This is a genomic window from Psychromonas arctica, assembly GCF_036697365.1.
GTDB classification, from domain to species: Bacteria; Pseudomonadota; Gammaproteobacteria; order Enterobacterales; family Psychromonadaceae; genus Psychromonas; species Psychromonas arctica_A.
Genome location: NZ_JBAHZA010000009.1, coordinates 120,531 through 139,204, shown reverse-complemented (window position 1 = coordinate 139,204; position 18,674 = coordinate 120,531). Strand labels below are relative to the sequence as shown.

The 18,674-nt window shown below is 36.2% G+C and carries 13 protein-coding genes; 8 read left to right on the top strand and 5 right to left on the bottom strand.

The genetic code is table 11. The features are described 5' to 3' along the window. Positions 1-13: 13 nt before the first annotated feature. The 5 genes from V5290_RS11810 to cas1 all read right to left on the bottom strand — a co-directional run bounded on the left by V5290_RS11810 (position 14) and on the right by cas1 (position 8,219). Positions 14-1,759: a class I SAM-dependent methyltransferase gene (locus V5290_RS11810; RefSeq protein ID WP_333385834.1), complete on the bottom strand. Its 1,746-nt coding sequence runs from the start codon at positions 1,757-1,759 to the stop codon at positions 14-16. Positions 1,760-2,247: 488 nt separating this feature from the next. After that, positions 2,248-3,747, bottom strand: coding sequence for a hypothetical protein (locus V5290_RS11805; protein WP_333385832.1), 1,500 nt, complete (start codon positions 3,745-3,747; stop codon positions 2,248-2,250). A 799-nt stretch (positions 3,748-4,546) separates the two neighbouring features. Further along, complete coding sequence (locus V5290_RS11800) at positions 4,547-5,752, bottom strand: hypothetical protein (RefSeq protein ID WP_333385829.1); 1,206 nt, start codon at positions 5,750-5,752, stop codon at positions 4,547-4,549. Between the two features lie 1,269 nt (positions 5,753-7,021). Beyond that, a complete protein-coding gene (cas2, locus tag V5290_RS11795) occupies positions 7,022-7,324 on the bottom strand; it encodes a CRISPR-associated endonuclease Cas2 (RefSeq protein ID WP_333385826.1) in 303 nt (100 codons plus the stop codon). Beyond that, entirely contained in the window at positions 7,314-8,219 is a 906-nt protein-coding gene (cas1, locus tag V5290_RS11790; protein WP_333385822.1) for a CRISPR-associated endonuclease Cas1, read from the bottom strand. Before cas1 ends, cas2 begins: the two co-directional genes overlap by 11 nt. 233 nt (positions 8,220-8,452) lie before the next feature. Between cas1 and V5290_RS11785 the strand changes: the two genes are divergently transcribed. The 8 genes from V5290_RS11785 to csm6 all read left to right on the top strand — a co-directional run bounded on the left by V5290_RS11785 (position 8,453) and on the right by csm6 (position 18,602). Beyond that, positions 8,453-10,129 (top strand): Cas10/Cmr2 second palm domain-containing protein, encoded by a 1,677-nt coding sequence (locus tag V5290_RS11785; protein WP_333385819.1) that lies wholly within the window; start codon positions 8,453-8,455, stop codon positions 10,127-10,129. Continuing rightward, on the top strand, positions 10,122-10,694 hold the full coding sequence (locus V5290_RS11780) for an RAMP superfamily CRISPR-associated protein (protein ID WP_333385817.1): 573 nt from the start codon (positions 10,122-10,124) through the stop codon (positions 10,692-10,694). The genes V5290_RS11785 and V5290_RS11780 overlap by 8 nt, the downstream gene beginning before the upstream one ends. Then, a complete protein-coding gene (locus V5290_RS11775; protein ID WP_333385814.1) occupies positions 10,694-12,262 on the top strand; it encodes an RAMP superfamily CRISPR-associated protein in 1,569 nt (522 codons plus the stop codon). The genes V5290_RS11780 and V5290_RS11775 overlap by 1 nt, the downstream gene beginning before the upstream one ends. Continuing rightward, on the top strand, positions 12,255-13,709 hold the full coding sequence (locus V5290_RS11770; RefSeq protein ID WP_333385811.1) for an RAMP superfamily CRISPR-associated protein: 1,455 nt from the start codon (positions 12,255-12,257) through the stop codon (positions 13,707-13,709). Before V5290_RS11775 ends, V5290_RS11770 begins: the two co-directional genes overlap by 8 nt. Continuing rightward, positions 13,706-14,206: a hypothetical protein gene (locus V5290_RS11765; RefSeq protein ID WP_333385808.1), complete on the top strand. Its 501-nt coding sequence runs from the start codon at positions 13,706-13,708 to the stop codon at positions 14,204-14,206. Before V5290_RS11770 ends, V5290_RS11765 begins: the two co-directional genes overlap by 4 nt. Next, entirely contained in the window at positions 14,206-16,416 is a 2,211-nt protein-coding gene (locus V5290_RS11760) for a TIGR03986 family type III CRISPR-associated RAMP protein (RefSeq protein WP_333385805.1), read from the top strand. Before V5290_RS11765 ends, V5290_RS11760 begins: the two co-directional genes overlap by 1 nt. Then, on the top strand, positions 16,413-17,294 hold the full coding sequence (gene cas6 / locus V5290_RS11755; RefSeq protein WP_333385801.1) for a CRISPR system precrRNA processing endoribonuclease RAMP protein Cas6: 882 nt from the start codon (positions 16,413-16,415) through the stop codon (positions 17,292-17,294). Before V5290_RS11760 ends, cas6 begins: the two co-directional genes overlap by 4 nt. A 150-nt stretch (positions 17,295-17,444) precedes the next feature. After that, positions 17,445-18,602, top strand: coding sequence for a CRISPR-associated ring nuclease Csm6 (gene csm6 / locus V5290_RS11750; protein ID WP_333385798.1), 1,158 nt, complete (start codon positions 17,445-17,447; stop codon positions 18,600-18,602). Positions 18,603-18,674: the final 72 nt, after the last annotated feature.

Here is an 18,674-nt window from a genome sequence, read left to right as displayed (position 1 = left end):
TTGTTAATTACCATCACCACTCTCTCAATTGCTGCATCTCTTTCAACCGCCCTCTTTGTAATAACAAGGCTTCAAAAAGGTCATCAACTGAATTATTACTCGCAGCTAATCCTGGTAATGCGATATTCGCTTCCGAGAAAAAACGTTTTTGGTTTATTTCTCGGCTAACATCAATTGAATCATCGTTTAACCAAGCATCTTGCCACCAATCTGTAATACGTGTTTTCGCATTTTTCATCTTATGTTCTGTCGGTAAACGATCGCTCTTTTGTCCGTTGGCTGTGACATCGCTAGGTAATAAATTCCATAGGTCGTTATTAGGCCAACGTGCAAATGGCATGCAATGATCGATTGCGTATTTTTTGGTTAAGCTTTTATTTGTCCAAACACAGTTGTGTTGGCTGTTGTTCTGTTTTTTCAGCGTTTCAAAGCGGTTTCGGACTTCGGTGGTACTGCGTTTTGCTTCTAACCAATTTAATGCATTTGCTAATTTATGTTGTTGCTCTGGTGTTTGATATTGTCGATTGCCTTGATAGCCCGCCATGGTTTTAGTCCATTCTGAAACTAATACAGGTTCAATCCAACAAGCATAACGGCTAAAAGCAATCCATAGATGTTCAGGTAATGAAAATTCGCCCCAATGTTTTAAAGTAGTTAAGTCCAAGAATAAACTATCTTTTGCGCGTACTGATTTACTGTTAACTTCAAATACACTTTCTGCACTATTAGGAAAAGTGATGAACTTACAAGGCATACTTTTAATATTAGCGACGCTTGCAGATAGCATTTTATGCATTGCTATTGCTTGTTCGCCTTGGAATAGGTTTCCAATTCGATAATCTGATGATGATAAATGTGTTAATTTATGCCAACCATCTTCCTTCATAAACCCCATATTGCTTTTTTTGTTGGGCGTTTGAAACAGCTTATGTTTATCGATTAAATCTTTATATTGATGTGCCCAATAAAGCGCCACTAAGCCCATTGGTAATATCACGCGATTATCTTCACGTCGAATAACAGCACCAGGGTGTCCATCAGCTATACGTAATAACACGCGCATTAATGCGAGTTTATGTGTTGCGGATTTGCCGTCGTTCAATGCGACATGACGAATAAAAGGGAATGCTCCGCTCCCATCGTCAGGTAGTTTTAGTACAACCGTTTGCCATGAGACATTAGCTCTGCCGATCACATCAGGCTTTTTATCTGTGATTAATAATGAAGATAAACCGAGTTTTGTAGACATTTGTACTAAATTATCACTAGAAACGTCATACATAGTTCGTTCATCGCCACTTTCACCATGACGTAATGAGATAACTAATAGGCCGCCGGGCTTTAATAAGTTAGCGAGTTTTCGTAATGAACGAGTGCGTTGCGCATCTGGAATATGCATCCAAACGGCACTTAATAAAATGAGGTCAAAACTGATTTCTTTACGGGTGACGGCGGTGAGATCGGGAAGTGAATCTTGTAACCAGTTAATGTTCAAACCTTGGGTATGATTTTTACCGAGTTCAGCTAACATTAATGCGGGTTCAATCGCAGTCACAGAAATATTATTATCAGCACCTTGCTGTGCAAAGTACTTGCTATCTCGCCCTGCTCCAGCCCCTATATCTAAAATACGAGCCTCTTTCTTGTTTAAAATAGGAGTCAGGTAGCTTAACCAAGATGCGTGAACTTCCTCAAAGGTTTTTGATAGGTACATTTCAGCTAGTTTATTGGCGTTTTTATTATAAAAATTAGCCGTCATACCTGTCCTTATTTTAGGTATAAAAAGTAGATAAAAGACAATACGTCAGTTCGAAAGAGTTTGGTGTTGAATGGTATGCATAAGTACCTAATATTTAAGATATTAACACTTAGCAGTTATACATGAAAAGTATAAATTTGAGTTTATTTTATGTTTTTTTATACAATATTGAATTTGAGCGTTCATTAGTGACATGAATGTCATTCAGTAATATTTGTACATTTCCCTCAATTTCCGGGTAATAAATATTTATTCTACTGTTTAAAAAACCTTTAGCTATTTACAAAAAAATACCGCTTCTGCGTTTAAGCATGAAGCGGTATTCTTAATATGGTAGATTGTAGAAAAAACGAACTTATCAACACCCTAGTTTAATGATTTTCCATAATCAAAGCAGTGAGTGGTTATGACACTATAGCTATTTTAATCTTTGAAATTAAGACTAATGACACAACCACATTTTAAGTTTTACGCTTTAATACTTAACGTTAATCTATGGTTAACTCACGAGAGGTACTTTCTCCATTAATATCCACAGTTACTTGCATCACATCCCCTGTTACCAGTGGTTCGCTCAAAGTACCGTTATAATTAAAAGATGTTTGTGTCGACAGACCATCAAAGAAACCTGAAAGATCAGTTACATTCGAAACCTCTAAATATTGACTCCCCGTTTCTGTTGCAATTGCTTCCATTCGAGAAGAATAATACGATGAAATTCCACCACCTATCGCTAAAACACTAATTGGTATGTTTTTGTCTTGTGCTTTTGTAATTACATCAGTATATGTAACAGAGCTGCTATTATCAGCACCATCAGTTAATACTATAATTTGAGGATTTGTAATTGATTCATCAAACTCATCAAGGCCTACATCTAAACTATCATAAAAGGCAGTTCCGCCACTAAATGGATAATATGTATTAATCAAAGCAATGTTATCTTCTCTATCATCATACCTTGCAATTTCTGGTGAAGATGAATAAAAATACATCTCTGAGTGAGGGTTATATATATCAATTAAAGTATGTACCGTCGCACTATCTTCAATGAAACCATTTTCTCTTTCACTAACAAATTCTATTGTTTCACCCTCAGAGTTTTCTAATGATAATCTAGCATTGATGTAATCATCAGTGAGCGAATATACATCGTCTGAAAAAAGAACCATCGAAAAACGTGCTTCTTCATCGTTATCTTTTGTAGTCTCTACAAATTGATGTGCCGCTGCGGCAGCTACCGAATATCTTGATTGATAATTACCTTCTTCATCTACAGTGTAATTACCATCTTCATCAAAAACATAACTAGACATCGAACCACTTGAATCCAATGAAATGAGAATTGAAGCTTCATTATCAGTAACACTTTGAGAGCCAACTAAACTGCTAAGCGTTATTTCACTATTATTTTTTTCAACAGTAAATGCTGATGGCTCTATCCCTATTACTGCTTTGTAAGATTCTGAATCAGTAATGACAATATTAATCTCAGTATCTGATAATTGTCTTAATCCTGAAAAGTAATATGACGCATCGCTTGATATGGTTGATGCTACGTTTAATTCACTCTCTTCGAAAAAGTTATCAACGCTAGATTTTAATATTTTGAATCCATCTTTTTCAGCTATTAGTAATGTAACTTCTTCTGCAATATCTGTATCAACAGACAGATCGAATGAACCACATGAATCTGTCGTAATACCATCTTTTAAAATTTCTCCATTAGCACTCTCTAAATAGACTGTTGCATTTGATAGTGCAATGTAACCAGTAGGGATTTCAGAACAAGTTGTGCTACGTTGCACGGCAGATTTCGAAGCGGCACTTTCACTGATACTTTCCGGATATACTAAGTGCCCAGAAATATTGACTTGTCTGCTACTAATATCATCTACTTGAGTAGCACTATCATTTGATGAACTATCACAAGCGACCAATGTCCCTACTAACACAGCAACTGAAGTTAATTTAAAAAGCTTTTGCATTACTATTTCCTTATATGTAAAAAATCAAAAAAACATAAGAACACAATGAAAATAATAAGTAAATACAATGGCAACAAAATATAAATGCAAAGCAAGAAAATTATTAAAAATTATTAAAAAAACTATCGTATGAAACGGTTTAAGTATGCTTTAATTATTTGCCAAAACCTTAACATTAATATGAAAGCAAAAGAGTCCCTCCTTATCTGGTTATGGCTTCCTAACTACTCGACAAATAGCTTAACAATGGTCGCTAGAATAATGAGTCATAAATAATAAACAACAATTCTCATGTTCTCTGTCTGGTTCACTAAATATGCTATTAATGAAGCTAAATAGTTATAAACAAAATCAAAGTGTTCATTAAAGTGATTTTATAAGAATAATGATGGCTATAACTAACTGTATGCATTTAATTAAAACTTCGGCTCACAAATTAACGTCAATCGAGTTTCAACACTCTGCGGTATAAAGCAACCAGTCTGAGCACATAGAAATAAGTACCAAAAGCGATTTATCAACGGCAATGAAATAACGCAATTGTTGTTAAATATACATTGGTAGTATCTGCAAGGTTAAGACTATCGAACAGTGCTCTTTAATTAAATACACTGTGTGTAAAACATTCAATAAGAGTGGTTACAAGTAGAGGTTTTTCACCTATTTCTAACAGACAATAGGCTTTCTATTATCAAAGCTTTTAATAGATTTATTTATTCACCTTTTAGCAAGCTCGCTGTGGTCGTTAAAAATCTTTCATAAATATAATCAAAATAGTTAAAGTATAACTCCAATATTTTTATGTTATATTTAGGTTCGTTTTATTTAATGGTTTTAAAATTTCTATTAAATATTTTAATGAGTCTGAATGTGGGATTTCATTTTTAGCTAATCTAAACTGCTTTATTTCATAATAATTATTGCCGATATAAATTTCCACAGTTGCTCGTTGAGGGTAAAGTAATTTATATATATATCGCTTACCAATTTTTAATTTATAGTGATAATTTATCACACAGTGGCTCATATAAATGCCTTCTTTTAAAAGCTCATTTCTGTTTTTAATCTGCACAAAATGTTCTAAATCACCTATTGGAGACTGAGGGTAGTTTTCATCTATGCTTTGAAGAATAGCTAGTTCTCTTATTAATTCACGTGTTCTTTGTAGTTCTGGTGTCAACCTGTTATTGAACTGAGTTAATTCACGCCCAGTTTTAACTGTATATTGAATACTTAAATCAAATGGTTTATTCAAAGAAGCATTTACACGATGAATATCAGCTAAAATCCGGTGAAACCCAGAAAAAATTTTCAGGTTTGCAAAAACACTCTTATCAATGTCAACTTCATTAAAAAGTAAATTACTGTTTAAAAAGCACCTATACCTATTAATTACTCTTAATGCTTGTATTGGTACAACTTGCCAATGTTTGAAGGTTTCTACTATATATCTTTTTTTAAATAATTTGATTGTAAGTAGATACTCCCCTTCACTGCCATTAATAAACTTAATTTTATTAATTAACTTAACTAACATTGATGAATGTATTCCAAATATAATTTCTATAATTTTTATTCTTTTAAGCTGGAATGCCAAAATTGTTTGCTCCATTGACCAGTCATTATTACTTGCATAAACAACAAGCATCCAACTTAAATTTGGTGAATGAAGAATGACTTCATGTAGCTCTCGAGACTGCGCTGCTAAATGCAATAATGAAAATTGCTTATAATGATAAACAGAAATAGTTTGACGCAATGCTAATGGAATGTTTTTAACAAAATTTACTACCGCGTTGTCATTACTTTCATAATCAATGGATTCTCTGGGTACTAGAATAATACCTGCATCTATTTTTTCAAGATTCCACTCGTTTTGCTCTAACCTTAAAAAATTCAATCCATTGAGCCAACTAGATAATTTAAATTGAATATTGTAAGGCTCTGATAATGTGAAAATTAATTCACCTTCATGACTGACAGTTACAGTATTTTCTTTGAACATATTTCTTCCTAATCTGACTTTATCTTTAACCATTATAATTAAATTAAAATACTGTGATTTTTAACAAGTTTGTTATGAATAAGAAAAATACAAAGATTGGACATAACATATTTTATAAGCCATGATTCAGATCATACCTGCATAACTTCAATTGGTGGAAAAGGCGATTAGCTAAATATATGTTTATCAGATTTTATTCTGAGAATGGGTGTAATATTTTATTAAAGAAATAAATGAGTCTCACTTTAAAAACTAATTTATCTATAAATCAATTTTCAAAGAGAGGTTATGCCAATCAGTTCATTAGTGTGATTGGTATAAGATCCACTGGCGAAATAAGATACGTAAAAGAAGCTGAGATGGCAGAAATGACCCGCCAAGGTACATCGGTATAATTCCCCACTGAATAATCTTTAATTAAAGACACCATTAATTTTATTTCAGATCAAAGCCTCAAAATCACACCAGGGGCTTTTTCTCAAACTCATTTAACTTTTGAGCACTTTGTGTAATGACTTCTTTTAAATCATCCTTGGAAAGTTGAACACTACTTTCACCCAATTGGCTTATAGCTTGTTACTTAAAAAATATCATATTGTACCTTCATTGAATTAGTTAACCGTACGAAGAATAAAGAACGCCAGCAATAAAGGGATAAAAAAAATTGTCAAAATACAGGAAGTATTTCTAACAGTAAGAAAAATGCGGAGCTTGTTCGGTGCCCTTAAGTAAGGACCTGTTGTCGTTAGACTCAAGCCGATGCAGATTGATATCGACGAGGTACGGTCTTAATCCCTTAAGTCAGGGCGTGTTGTCGTTAGACAGATATCATGAGTGGTCCGGGTGATACTAAGTTCGTCTTAATCCCTTAAGTCAGGGCGTGTTGTCGTTAGACTTAGGTGAAGATGACATATACGAAACAGACCGTCAGTCTTAATCCCTTAAGTCAGGGCGTGTTGTCGTTAGACATGTAGAAATATGCTGGATTGAGGAAAGTAAGTGTCTTAATCCCTTAAGTCAGGGCGTGTTGTCGTTAGACAACGAACAAAATATAACACATTGATTTTAAATCAATTAAAACAACACACAAAAAGCAAACTTCCGTCACATTTTTAGTGCGTTTAAGCAAAACTAAAGCCAATAAATTAAACTGCACACATTATCAAACAGATATGAGTCAATTATTTTTTATGGCTTAAATAATGCTAACCAATGTTATGTTGCTCCTTTTTAGCTTTTGCTCGGCAACGAGATTTTATATTTTTTGGCTTAAAATATAAAACCTTCTAAACGAGGATCAGAATGTATCAATAACCACCCTGCTTTATTCCCCTGATGAAAACTATCACTATTAGGCGTAAAAGGTATGCATAAAAGTCGATCTTCTAACGGATTTATAATTGTGTTTAGTTTATTACAAAGTAACAATCTTTGTCGTTTATCCACGCAAAATAAAAACACTGATTTTTGTAATGCCCACCCTTCGCTACTACATATTTTATAGACTTTTCGTAAGCGTTTATTGCAACTAATATCATAACTGATTAACCAAATCGGCTTATTATTTTGCATGTTTTGCCTCCCGTAATATTATTTTTTTACTTAAGCGGGCAATTCTATTGACAAAGGGCTGATGTTGATAAGCAAAACGATACCACGCTTTATAAAAGATAATTTGCCCTTCACGCGTTAAACGACAACCTCCGCTAACATCGCAAAAATGGGCTTGAGTCAGTTGTTCATTGACAAACAATGTCATCACCCAAGATTCTAATGCAACACGAGATAACTCTTTCAAATCACATATTAGACTTTGTCGGCGATACCCCGTTTGATGATGGAAACCAAGTCCTAAATCTAACCCTTGAACTAAAAGCGCGTGATTATACATGCTATCGACCATGACCGAGCTCAAAGATAATAAAGCATTGACAGGATCTGTTGGTGGCCGACGCACTCTACCAGTGAATCCCCAGCGTGCGAATATAGTGCTAAGTTGCTGCCAATAGTACTTACTTATTTTCGCCTCTTGTAACATCAAATGTTCACTATTATGTAACACCTCTTTTACGTTATAGAGTGATTTATCAATGGATAAGTTTAATTGCTGTAAGTAATTAAACTGCATCGACATACGAATTTTTAACAACATCAAAGACAATCTTCGACAACATAAAGGGTCCGCAAATGCTTTATATTGCTGTAACTTAATCGATGAAGTTGGAGATTTCAAAGGAATAACCGAAGCCAATTCATTATTTTTACTGCCATGTATCAGTACCGTTACTCCTTTATCTGCAAGGCATAGAATTAATTGTGTTGAAATATCAACGCCTTTTCCCAGCACAATATGTTGGATTCCAGACCAAGGTAATAACTTACTTCGCTGGGATGCAATTTTGCAACAAATCTGACCTTCACGTAAAAATAGTTTGGTTTCTTTTTCCATTAAGACTAATACCGTCATACTAACTCCTGATTATCTTTACTATGTAACGAGACATGAATTAAGGATAATAAGAAAAGTGTCACCAACGGGTTTGACAAGTTTGTTTTCCCCTACAAGGTCCTCATCTCCGTATAATGTGAATTAAATCTGATTTATCTCTCACTTTTAAGTGTAAAAAAATAATAAAACCAATATGATAACCATTAAGTGATAGATTTGATTTTTATTCCATTTTATTATTAGGAAGTGCAATGATTTATTGTTATTTATTTGAAGCTAAGTCTATTCAGCAATACCTTTTTCGCTCAGGTAAACTCAAAGATGTCATTGCAGCGAGTGAGCGTTTGGATCAATTAATTGACTCCAATGAAACCAGTGTTTTAAACCACGTTTTACGTAATGCACAGCTTTCGTCTGATTTACTCGATTCGATTCAAGCTGAAAGTAGCGATTGCATCCATTTTTTACGTTGTAAAGGTGGTGCTTTTTACAGTTACTGCGAGAAAGAGGCTCCCTTACTTGCGCTTCGTTCGTTATGGACATTAACTGTACAGCAATTATTTCCTTCTCTTGACTTTACGGATGCCCTAACAGGAAAAGCCACACTTATTGATGCGCTTGATATGGCCCATCAACAATTAGCGACCGATCGTAATAGTCCTATTATTAAGTTCCCCATCGCGAACACTATTAGCGAGCGCTACCAACGCTCAGGTAAAGTCGCGGTGCCCTCATCAATAAAGGGACAAGAAAATAACCTAGATTTAGATACTGACAATCACCGCCATGCATATGAATCTCAAGATATGAAACATGCAGCAGCACTACAAAATAGATTTACCCCAGAATCACTGCGTGGGAAAATTCATTACCCGGTTGATATCGAGAATGAATTTCAAAAAAGCCCTAAAGCGAACGCTAGCAACCAAGTTGCAACGCGCGATATTGCATTGATCCATATTGATGGTAATGGTTTAGGTATTTTATTAATGGGTTTGAAGGATGCATTAAAAGGAAAAACAACAGCAGAGTATCAATACGCTTTTCGTGAATTTTCACAGGCACTTAATACCGCAACAGAAAAAGCAGCACAGAAAGCCACGCAATGGTTGGCGGAAAATGCGACTTATGAATATAAAGGGAAAAGCTTCCTGCCTATGCGACCTATTGTATTAGGAGGTGATGACCTTACTCTCTTATGCAGGGCTGATTTGGCTTTAGATTTTAGCCAAATATTTTGTATTGAATTTAAAAAAGAATCTGAGATTGCACTTAAAGCGGTTTCAGAAAAATACAATCTTCCGACTTATTTAACGGCGAGTGGTGGTATTTTATATAATAAAGCTGGTCACCCTTTTACTAATAGCCTACATCTTGTTGAAGCCTTATGTGCGCACGCGAAAAAACTGACTAAAAGTGTAGCAACAATTGAGCACCCTGTGGGCCCTGCCGCACTCGCCTTTTATCGTATTTCAAATACAGTATCCACGTCATTTACAGCGGCATTTAAACAATCTCAACAATTTTTACTCGCCGATAACAATAGTATAGACATGGGGGCGAGCGCTTATTTTGTTGAAGATAACTACTCGAATAGTTTACACAACCTCACTGCGATAGCTAAACTTTGCAGAGAAAAAAATGCCGTTATTTCCATGGCTAAATGGCGGCAAATGGCCACCTTATTAGCGCAAGGTGATTTAGCAGAAGCGAAGGCTCTGTTTAACAGAGCAACCTCATTAGTGACCGACACACGCTCAATTACCTCACTGACTGAAAAGTTAAATACTCTGCTCGGTTGTACACAAGGAAACGGCTGGTACGTTAAAGAGGGGGAGCAACTTCATTGCATTATTAATGACTTACTGATTGTTGATCATTTCCGTCCTGTTTTGCCTGACGAAATAAAAGGAGAAAACAATGAGTAGTTATATTTTAATCTTTGATATTAAAAGTGATTGGCATATTGGCAATGGCCAAGAAGGCGGTGCTTATGCTGATGCCTTAGTCGTAAAAAATCACCTTAATCTCCCCTACTTGCCGGGTAAAAGTATTAAAGGGTTATTACGCCAAGCCTTTCAAACGGCGATTGAAAACAAATGGTTTGGAGATGAAAGCACTTTGGCCACTCTGTTTGGTTGTGAAAGTGCAGGCGAACATTCTCAGGGTGCATTGCAAATAGGCAGTGCACAATTGAGTGAGCATGAAACTGATTTTTTACTCGAAAATAAAACGGCGATTAAACATCTCTTTAAAGTGTTGCAGTCCACTTCGATTGACAATAAGACAGGCGTTGCCAAACAAGGCTCTCTGCGTAGCATGGAAATCGTTGTTCCGATGCAATTACAAGCAGAAATAACGTTAAATACAGAACTCGTTAACTTCCAAAAATGGCTAAAAGATGCCATTACTTTGATCACTGAATTCGGGGCTAAACGCCATCGTGGTTTAGGTCAAGTGACTGTGACATGCCAGAAAAAGGGAGATGCCTAATGCGTTTATTTTATACGTTGAAGACCATTGAGCCGATTATTATGAGTGAAAACCATAGTACAGAGAACAATGATAGTTGCTTGGATTACATCCCTGGTAGCGCTATTTTAGGCGCGTTGGCGGCGCAACACTACACTGTATTAAATGAACAGAAAAGCTGGGATGTTTTTCATTCTGGTGAGACTATTTTCAGCCACTGCTATCCTGTTGTTAATGATCAATTGGCTTTACCTACGCCTGCCAGTTGGCACTTTGCGAAAGGAGACGAGGTGCTTGATGATTCGGGGAAATACAATGCCGAATCGATCAGTAATCATGCAAGTCCTACTTTTAAACGCGAACAAGCAGTGCAATATAAACAATGCCGTGATGGGTATATTAATAGTGATGCACAGTCAGCCATCGTCAATCAAGGTATCACCACTAAAACGGCCATTGATAATCAAACCGGTGGCGCAAAAGAAAGCCAATTATTTAGTTACGCTTATATTCAACCCGGACAAACGTTTTTAGGGTGGATAGAGTGCCCTGATGATGTAGCAGAACAGTTTAAAACGTCACTCAGCAAAGGTTTATCGCTTGGGCGTTCCCGTAATAGTGAATTTGGTAAAGTCGCCATTAACCTTGTTGAAGCACCGCTGATCGCACCACCTAATAACAATAACGAGACATTAGTCCTTTGGTGTTTGAGTGATTGTGAGTGTTATGATCAAGATGGTAACCCAACGTTCATGCCTAAGCTGAAAGATTTACACCCTCAGTTGATCGGAAAATTAAATAAACAAAAGAGCTTTATTCGAAGTACAAGTTGTAGTCGCTTTAACCAAAAACGAGCCGGTTTAGATAGCGAACAAATGCTTATCGCTAAAGGCTCTGTATTAGTTTACGACCTTAAAGAAGTAGATCAAACTCACTTAAATACATTGAGTGAAACAGGAATAGGCATTAATAAACAACAAGGGTTAGGTTGGGTTAATGTCAACCCTGACTGGGCGTTTAATGCTTCGCTTGCTAACGATAATGCATTGTTTAACCGAATAGCAATTAAACAACATGAAAGTAAAAAAGTGAATATCACCACAACAACTCCTTTATTGACATGGCTTTCAGAAAAACTCACAGAAGATATTGAAGCGACCTCACGTAAACAGCAGGTCAGCAGACTCCTGGAAACCATTGTACAAGCTTACAAAAATGCACGCCGCTACAATAATATTCTCAATAGTAATGAAGCCGGCCCCTCTAGTACTCAATGGCGTAGGATCAGCACGGTGATCCGTGAAAAAGAAAAGGATTGGGCAAAAGCTGTCTTTAAAGGTGACCACACTATTTGTAAAGCAAGTAAAGATCAGTTGGGCTGGGGTATTAATTGGAGTGAAGCGAATAAGCTCACTGATTTTGCGGCGACAATGAATAATGAATTGAGCCACTTAGACTCGAAGACAATGCGTGAATTACTTGAAAAAGTTAATCGTTATGACCTCTCTACTTTTAAAGGGCTTAATAAGATGTGCATTGAATTAGGGTTAAAACCGCTGTCTAAAGACGGAGCAGGTCACCATGAATAACACATCAATTAGTAAACGTTATCTTGTTAGGTTAGTGATTGAAACACAAAGCCCGATGGCGATTAACAGTGGTGATAGAGAAACGGCCTTTGATGCGCAATTAGCGCGTGATAATAATGGTTTACCGACTATTCCTGCGACTGCGATAGCGGGTGTTTGGCAGTCGGTTGCTAATGCGTTAGCCATCACGGGCAGAGAGGCTTGGTTTGGTTTTATTAATCACCGAGACAAAGAGAATAATTCGTATAGCCAGCGCTCTGCACTGACCATTTCAAATGGGTTGATTCATAACAGTAAAAATACCCCTATTATGGGCATACAGTCTCAAGCTGAATTACAAAAAGATCCACTATTAGCCTTGTTGCTTCAAGCTAGACCCCATCACCGTGAACGCGTTTCCCTTAACGACCGTGGTGTTGCAAAAGATACGGGAAAATTTGATCAGTTGTTATTACCTAAAGGTTGCCGTTTTAGTATTAATATTCAATTTGATGATCAGTTTGTTGATGAAAATGCGTTTCACGCTTTATTAGAATGTTGGCAAAGTCGATCGTTTGCATTGGGTTCAAGCACACGCAATGGGTTAGGTCGTATTAACGTTATTGCCAGTGAACAAACTTGCTTTAATTTAAACGATGGCGCTAAAGCAGGCCATGCATTACAAAAAGCACTCTGTAATAACAAACCGCCACAAACACCAACTATCAATATCACTTATGACCAAAACACTTTTTTAAAGGCTCATTTACCTTTAAAAGCATTGGATAATTGGCGTTGTGGTGCAGGCAGTGCGCTCTTACAAAAAAACGAGAAAACTGAAACAAACAAAAGTGAACATAGCGTTAATATCATGACCTACAGTGAACCTGTCATTGAATGGACTAATCAACATGCCTCAATTAAAGAGAAGCAAGCGGTGTTATGTGGTAGCAGTATTAAAGGGATTTTAGCGCATCGGATAGCGTTTCATTACCGCAAGCACACCTCACAGTGGGCTGAAAAATTAGCTGATGAAAAAAATGAAAAATGGGAAGAACGCCCTGAAGCATTGAGTCAACTATTTGGCTTTGCTGATGAAAAAAATCATAGTAACAGTATCGCAGGGATGCTTTTTGTTGATGATTGCAAGATTAATGATTCTAAAACCATTACTCGTACTCATAATAGCATTGACCGTTTTACTGGCGGTGTTCGCAAAGGTGCACTTTATAGTGAAGAGTTGCTTTATCAACCCGAGTTCACCTTGACATTATGGCTAGATAAACGCGCTAGCATTTCACCATCTCTCAAACTAGCGCTAACAGACACGCTAGATGATTTAAAAATCGGTTTATTACCAATGGGCGCAGGCAGTGGTCGAGGTAATAGCTTGGTGATGCAAAAAGAGAACAGCGATTGGCAAACCAGTGAGTTTGATAATATCAACATAACGGAGCAAGCATCATGAGTTTACATGACTATCAACAGCTACAAAAACAGAGTCAAGATGATGGTGCTTTGCTCGGTATTAACCTACCTACACTTATCGGTGCAGGGGTTAACATTCACTCGGAACCATTAACAACGGAAAAAATGCTGCAAAAAGTAACTGTTTTCACCCCACTGCAAGGCTGGGTAATGTACCGAGATGAAGTCATTATGGGGGCTGAATTACCAACCCGTCACGATATTATTGAAGCAGAGTGGGCGAATGGTAACAGCACGTTAAAAGTTAAATTAGTGGGCAGTAACCTTTTCCAAGTAACCCAAATAACCAAGCAGGCAACAGGCGATAAACTCTTTTCTGAGCAGCAAGTTATTTTACGTAACAACCTAAAAGGTGAATATAACACAGCGTTATATCACTGTTGGTGGCAACAAGCTTCGAGAGATGAGCATAAAGGTCGCTGGTTACCCCTCACGCAACAATTTGTGGGTTTTTTAAATAATAAGGGGATGAAATAATGTCATATCAGCATCAAGAGCAAGTTCATGCTCCTTACCACTTCGTGCCACTATCAAAATGGATTTACATGCCTAATTGGGCACATTTAGTCAGTCACGACCACCCTTTTGAGGATGGTGTATCTGGCATCATTGAATATACACTCACCAATAAAACACCTTTATGTGTGGGTGCAGAACAAGTAAAGGGCTCTGATAAAATCTCTGAGGTTAAGTGGGCAAGAACGCCTTCAAATGATCCTAACAAACTAGGTACCCCAGTCATTCCTGGTTCAAGTTTAAAAGGCATGATCCGTAGTGTGCTTGAAATTGCGAGCTTTGGTAAATTTAATGCCATTGATGACCAGCACTTTTCGTTTCGAGATATTTCATCAAAAAGTCATTACCTTAAAGATATAATTACAAAAAAAGGAAATGAAGTCCAAGCAGGTTGGATTAAATATGATGAAGAAAATAATACTTGGCATTTTTCTGAGAGTGACGTTTGTAAGCTGAAACATGAAAGCATTAATCAAGCATTAAAGAAAAAGATTTATAATAACGATACTTCAATTGAAAAATACGAAAAAGTAAAATTATCTACCGAATATACAGCTAATATTTCCGAGCCCAAGGGTGTGCAAATGAATCGTTGGGCCGATGAATTTAATAAAGGAAAAACAGTTGGGCATTGTGTTTTCACAAATAAACGAATTTTGGGAAAAGGCTCGCCTTCTGACTATGAATTTAGTTACTTTTTCTATAATAAAAAAACACAAAATAAAATTTCTGTAAACTCTCAGGTACAACATTTATTTAATAACCACCGCAGTATAACTGCAATAATTGATAACGATGAAATTGATCAAGTAGAATATTTACAAAAGCATGCTAACCCAGAACATGGTATTCCGGTTTTTGCCTTAAAAAAAGATTCTGAGATCCACTCATTAGGATTTGCTAGAATGCCAAGAGTGAGTTATCAAAATGGCACTCAAGATCTGGTTAAGGCTCATAACCAAGCTCATTCAGCTGATGCCTATTTTGATATGGCAGAGTTGATGTTCGGAACATTACGAGATAAAGCATTAAGCCTAAAAAGCCGCATTACTTTTTCAGATGCTTCACTAACTACATCCGAGCATCGATCAACATCAAATTCCGTTATATTATCTTCGCCTAAAGCCACTTTTTTAGGGGGATATATTCAACAAAACTCATCAGAAAAATACAATGATTATGATAATAATAAATCTATTCTTTCAGGTTGGAAACGCTATCCGATTAAAGATGAATTTAAAGAGAATGAAACAAGCACCATTAAAACAAACAAAGTTAAAAGTAAACTTGAGATGTTAGAAGCGGGGAGTGAGTTTTCTGGAAGAGTAGTCTTTCATAACCTCAAACAAGAAGAATTATCAGCTTTATTGTGGTGTTTAACACTTGGTAACTCCGATTTTAATTATCACTCCCTTGGGCACGGTAAACCTTTAGGAGCTGGTGCAACACAGTTTAAAATTTCTGATAAGAGTTTTTATAAAGAAAATACGAAAAAAGAAAGTGAATGCATAAAACTGGCAGAAATAGTAAATGACTTTGAACAACATATGAATCGAGTTCATTATAAAGAGAACAGTTGGAATGAATCGGTACAAATTCAACACTTGTTGGCTTTAACTGATAGCACGATTAGCCATTATAATACTTTCGATTACATGCCTCTAAAAAGTTTTCAGCAAGTGAAGAATAATAAGCAGTCACTCACTTTAAATGATATCCATGATCAACGTTTACCGATAGATGAGCACTCTTATGAAAAATCAGGTACCCCCTCTTTTGGAAAAGGCAGATTAGCAGGACTTGTTAATAATGAAGAAAATTGGGATAAAAGTGAAATAGAACTGCAAAAGAAATATTTACAGACATTTGCCAAAAAACAACAAAAAGAACAACTACTCAAACAAAAAAATAGTTTAATGGACTCTAGTACTTCTCCATATGAAAAATGTAAGTCGTTATTAAACATCATTGCAGATAGCCAAACATCGTTTAGCAATACCGAAAAGAAAAATAGTGCAAAAGAGTTAAGAGATATTTTAAAAGAACTAAAAGAGATTAACTTAAACAATCAAGAGAAAGAGGACTTGATCACTATTTATCAAAAAATAACAGTTTCAGATAAAGAAACAAAGAAAGCAATCAAATATCTTGAATCGAGTGAGATTAAATGAATGCACTTCGACAACTAACTCAGCAATTTAGCCTGCTTAAACTGCGTGTCACGATTCAGTTTAAGCAGGATACTGTTTTGCCCGCTTTTAAAGGCTCAATGCTACATGGGTGGTTTGGCCATGCACTTAAACAAGCCGATGAGCATGCGTTTTTTGTCTGTTATGGCGAACACGGTAATCAGCAACCTAAACCTTATATTATTACGCCCAATGGAGACCATAAAACGCAGTGGCATAAGCATGAACTCTTTGACTTTGAAATTACTCTCTTTGGTAGTGCTATTGAGTTAGTTGACACACTTTTCATCGCCCTAAAAATCGGTGAAAATATGGGGTTTGGTAATAGGAGAACGCCTTTCTCAGTGGTCAGCATTAGCTCTATATTACCCACCCACCAGCAAACAGGTATCCACCCTTTTACCTTATTTGATGCCATCTCTTCTCAAATAGAGTCACGACAAGATTTTTCTATTAATCATGAAATAGCGTTGCAATTGGTCACCCCACTGCGCATGAAGCACCAAGGGGATATCATTAAAAAATCAGCGCCACCACTTGAATTTATTTTAAAGCAGATAGAGCGAAGATTGATTTTATTAAGTCAATATTGGGTAGATGATAATGCCACTTTATTTGAACAAATAAGACAGCAAACACCTTGTTTAGGCGCGTTTGAAAGTAATGCACATTGTTACTTCGAAGACTGGTTACGTTACTCACATAAAGCTGAAAAAAATCTGCCATTTGGCGGTTTAAAAGGACAATTTAGTTTTTGTGGTGAGGTAACAGAATCGCTACCTTTACTTATTATTGGAGAGCAGCTCCACGTTGGAGGAAAAACAACTTTTGGCTTGGGAAAATATCAGTTAATACAATAGATTATTTGGCGAGCAGTCATCCGTGACCATCTCATTGAAGCGCGAATTATACAGAGCAGACATAAAAAATTAATTTAACAAGCTTGTCATTTCGATAACGGAATAATGTTTAAGTACGATATTGATATCAAATAGCTTTAAGGAATAATGATGAAAAGAATTTTATTAGCAGTAACTGGTATGTCTCCTCAAGTTGTAACAGAAACTATTTATGCGTTACATCAAGAAGGTAATCAAATTGACGAAGTAGAAATCATTACAACTAAAAAAGGAAAAGAACAAGCATGGCTCGGATTGGGAGTAGGAACTGATAACGAAAAGGGGCAATTAGCGCGCTTAGTGGAAGACTACAATTTACCCCCTATTACCTTCAATGAATCAAGCATTAAAATTGTCCCTGATGCTGATGGAAATTTGGTAGATGATGCGCGTACTGTCGATGACCAATACGCATTAGCTGACTTTATTACCAACCGAGTACGGGTGCTAACAGAGGATAATAATACTCAAATATTTGCTTCATTAGCAGGTGGACGTAAAACAATGACCTTCTTTTTAGGTTATGCCATGAGTCTATTTGGACGAAAACAAGATAGTTTGTCCCATGTTCTCGTTGATTCTGATTTTGAGGGGGTTCCTGACTTTTTCTATCCAACCCCTACTGACAAAATGGTGAGAAATAGAGCCGGTCATGCTTTTAATGCCAAAAAAGCTAATGTTCAATTAACCGATATTCCTTTTGTAAGAATGAGAGAAGAGCTGCCAGAAGCCATTATTAATAATGGTGAGGCCTATTGCTCTACTATTGAAAAAATGAATTTAGCTGATGAGAAACCAAGCCTCATTGTTAACTACAAAACAAACACAATAATAGCCAGTGGTATTGCAATCGATCTCCCCCCTGCGGCCTTTACATTTTACACTTGGTTCGTCGATGACTCTTTGAGTGAAGGTATTGGATTTCCATGTCCTATAGAAAATGTACCAGAAGAAGAAACCTCATTTATTAATCACTGTGAAGGTAGAGGACTATATACTGAAAAAATTCAAAGCGTTTTAGAGTCAGAAAACGGCATTTCAAAACGTTACTTTTCGGAACGTAAAACAAAAGTGAATAGTATTTTTAAAAGTGCATTAGGAAAAAGACTTGCAAGCGTTTATCAAATCGATAAAAGTGGAAAGTATAAAGGAAGAAATCAATTTAAAATATCAATTGATAATGAAAACATTCAAATTGAAACAGAAGAAAGTGACATTCAACGAGCGATTAAATTAAGAGCAGAAGAAAAAAACAAATTTGGAATATAGTATTTAAACACCGTATTGATACCGTTAACATTGGGGGACTGCACTTCGACTTACAGCAACCCCCAAGTCTTA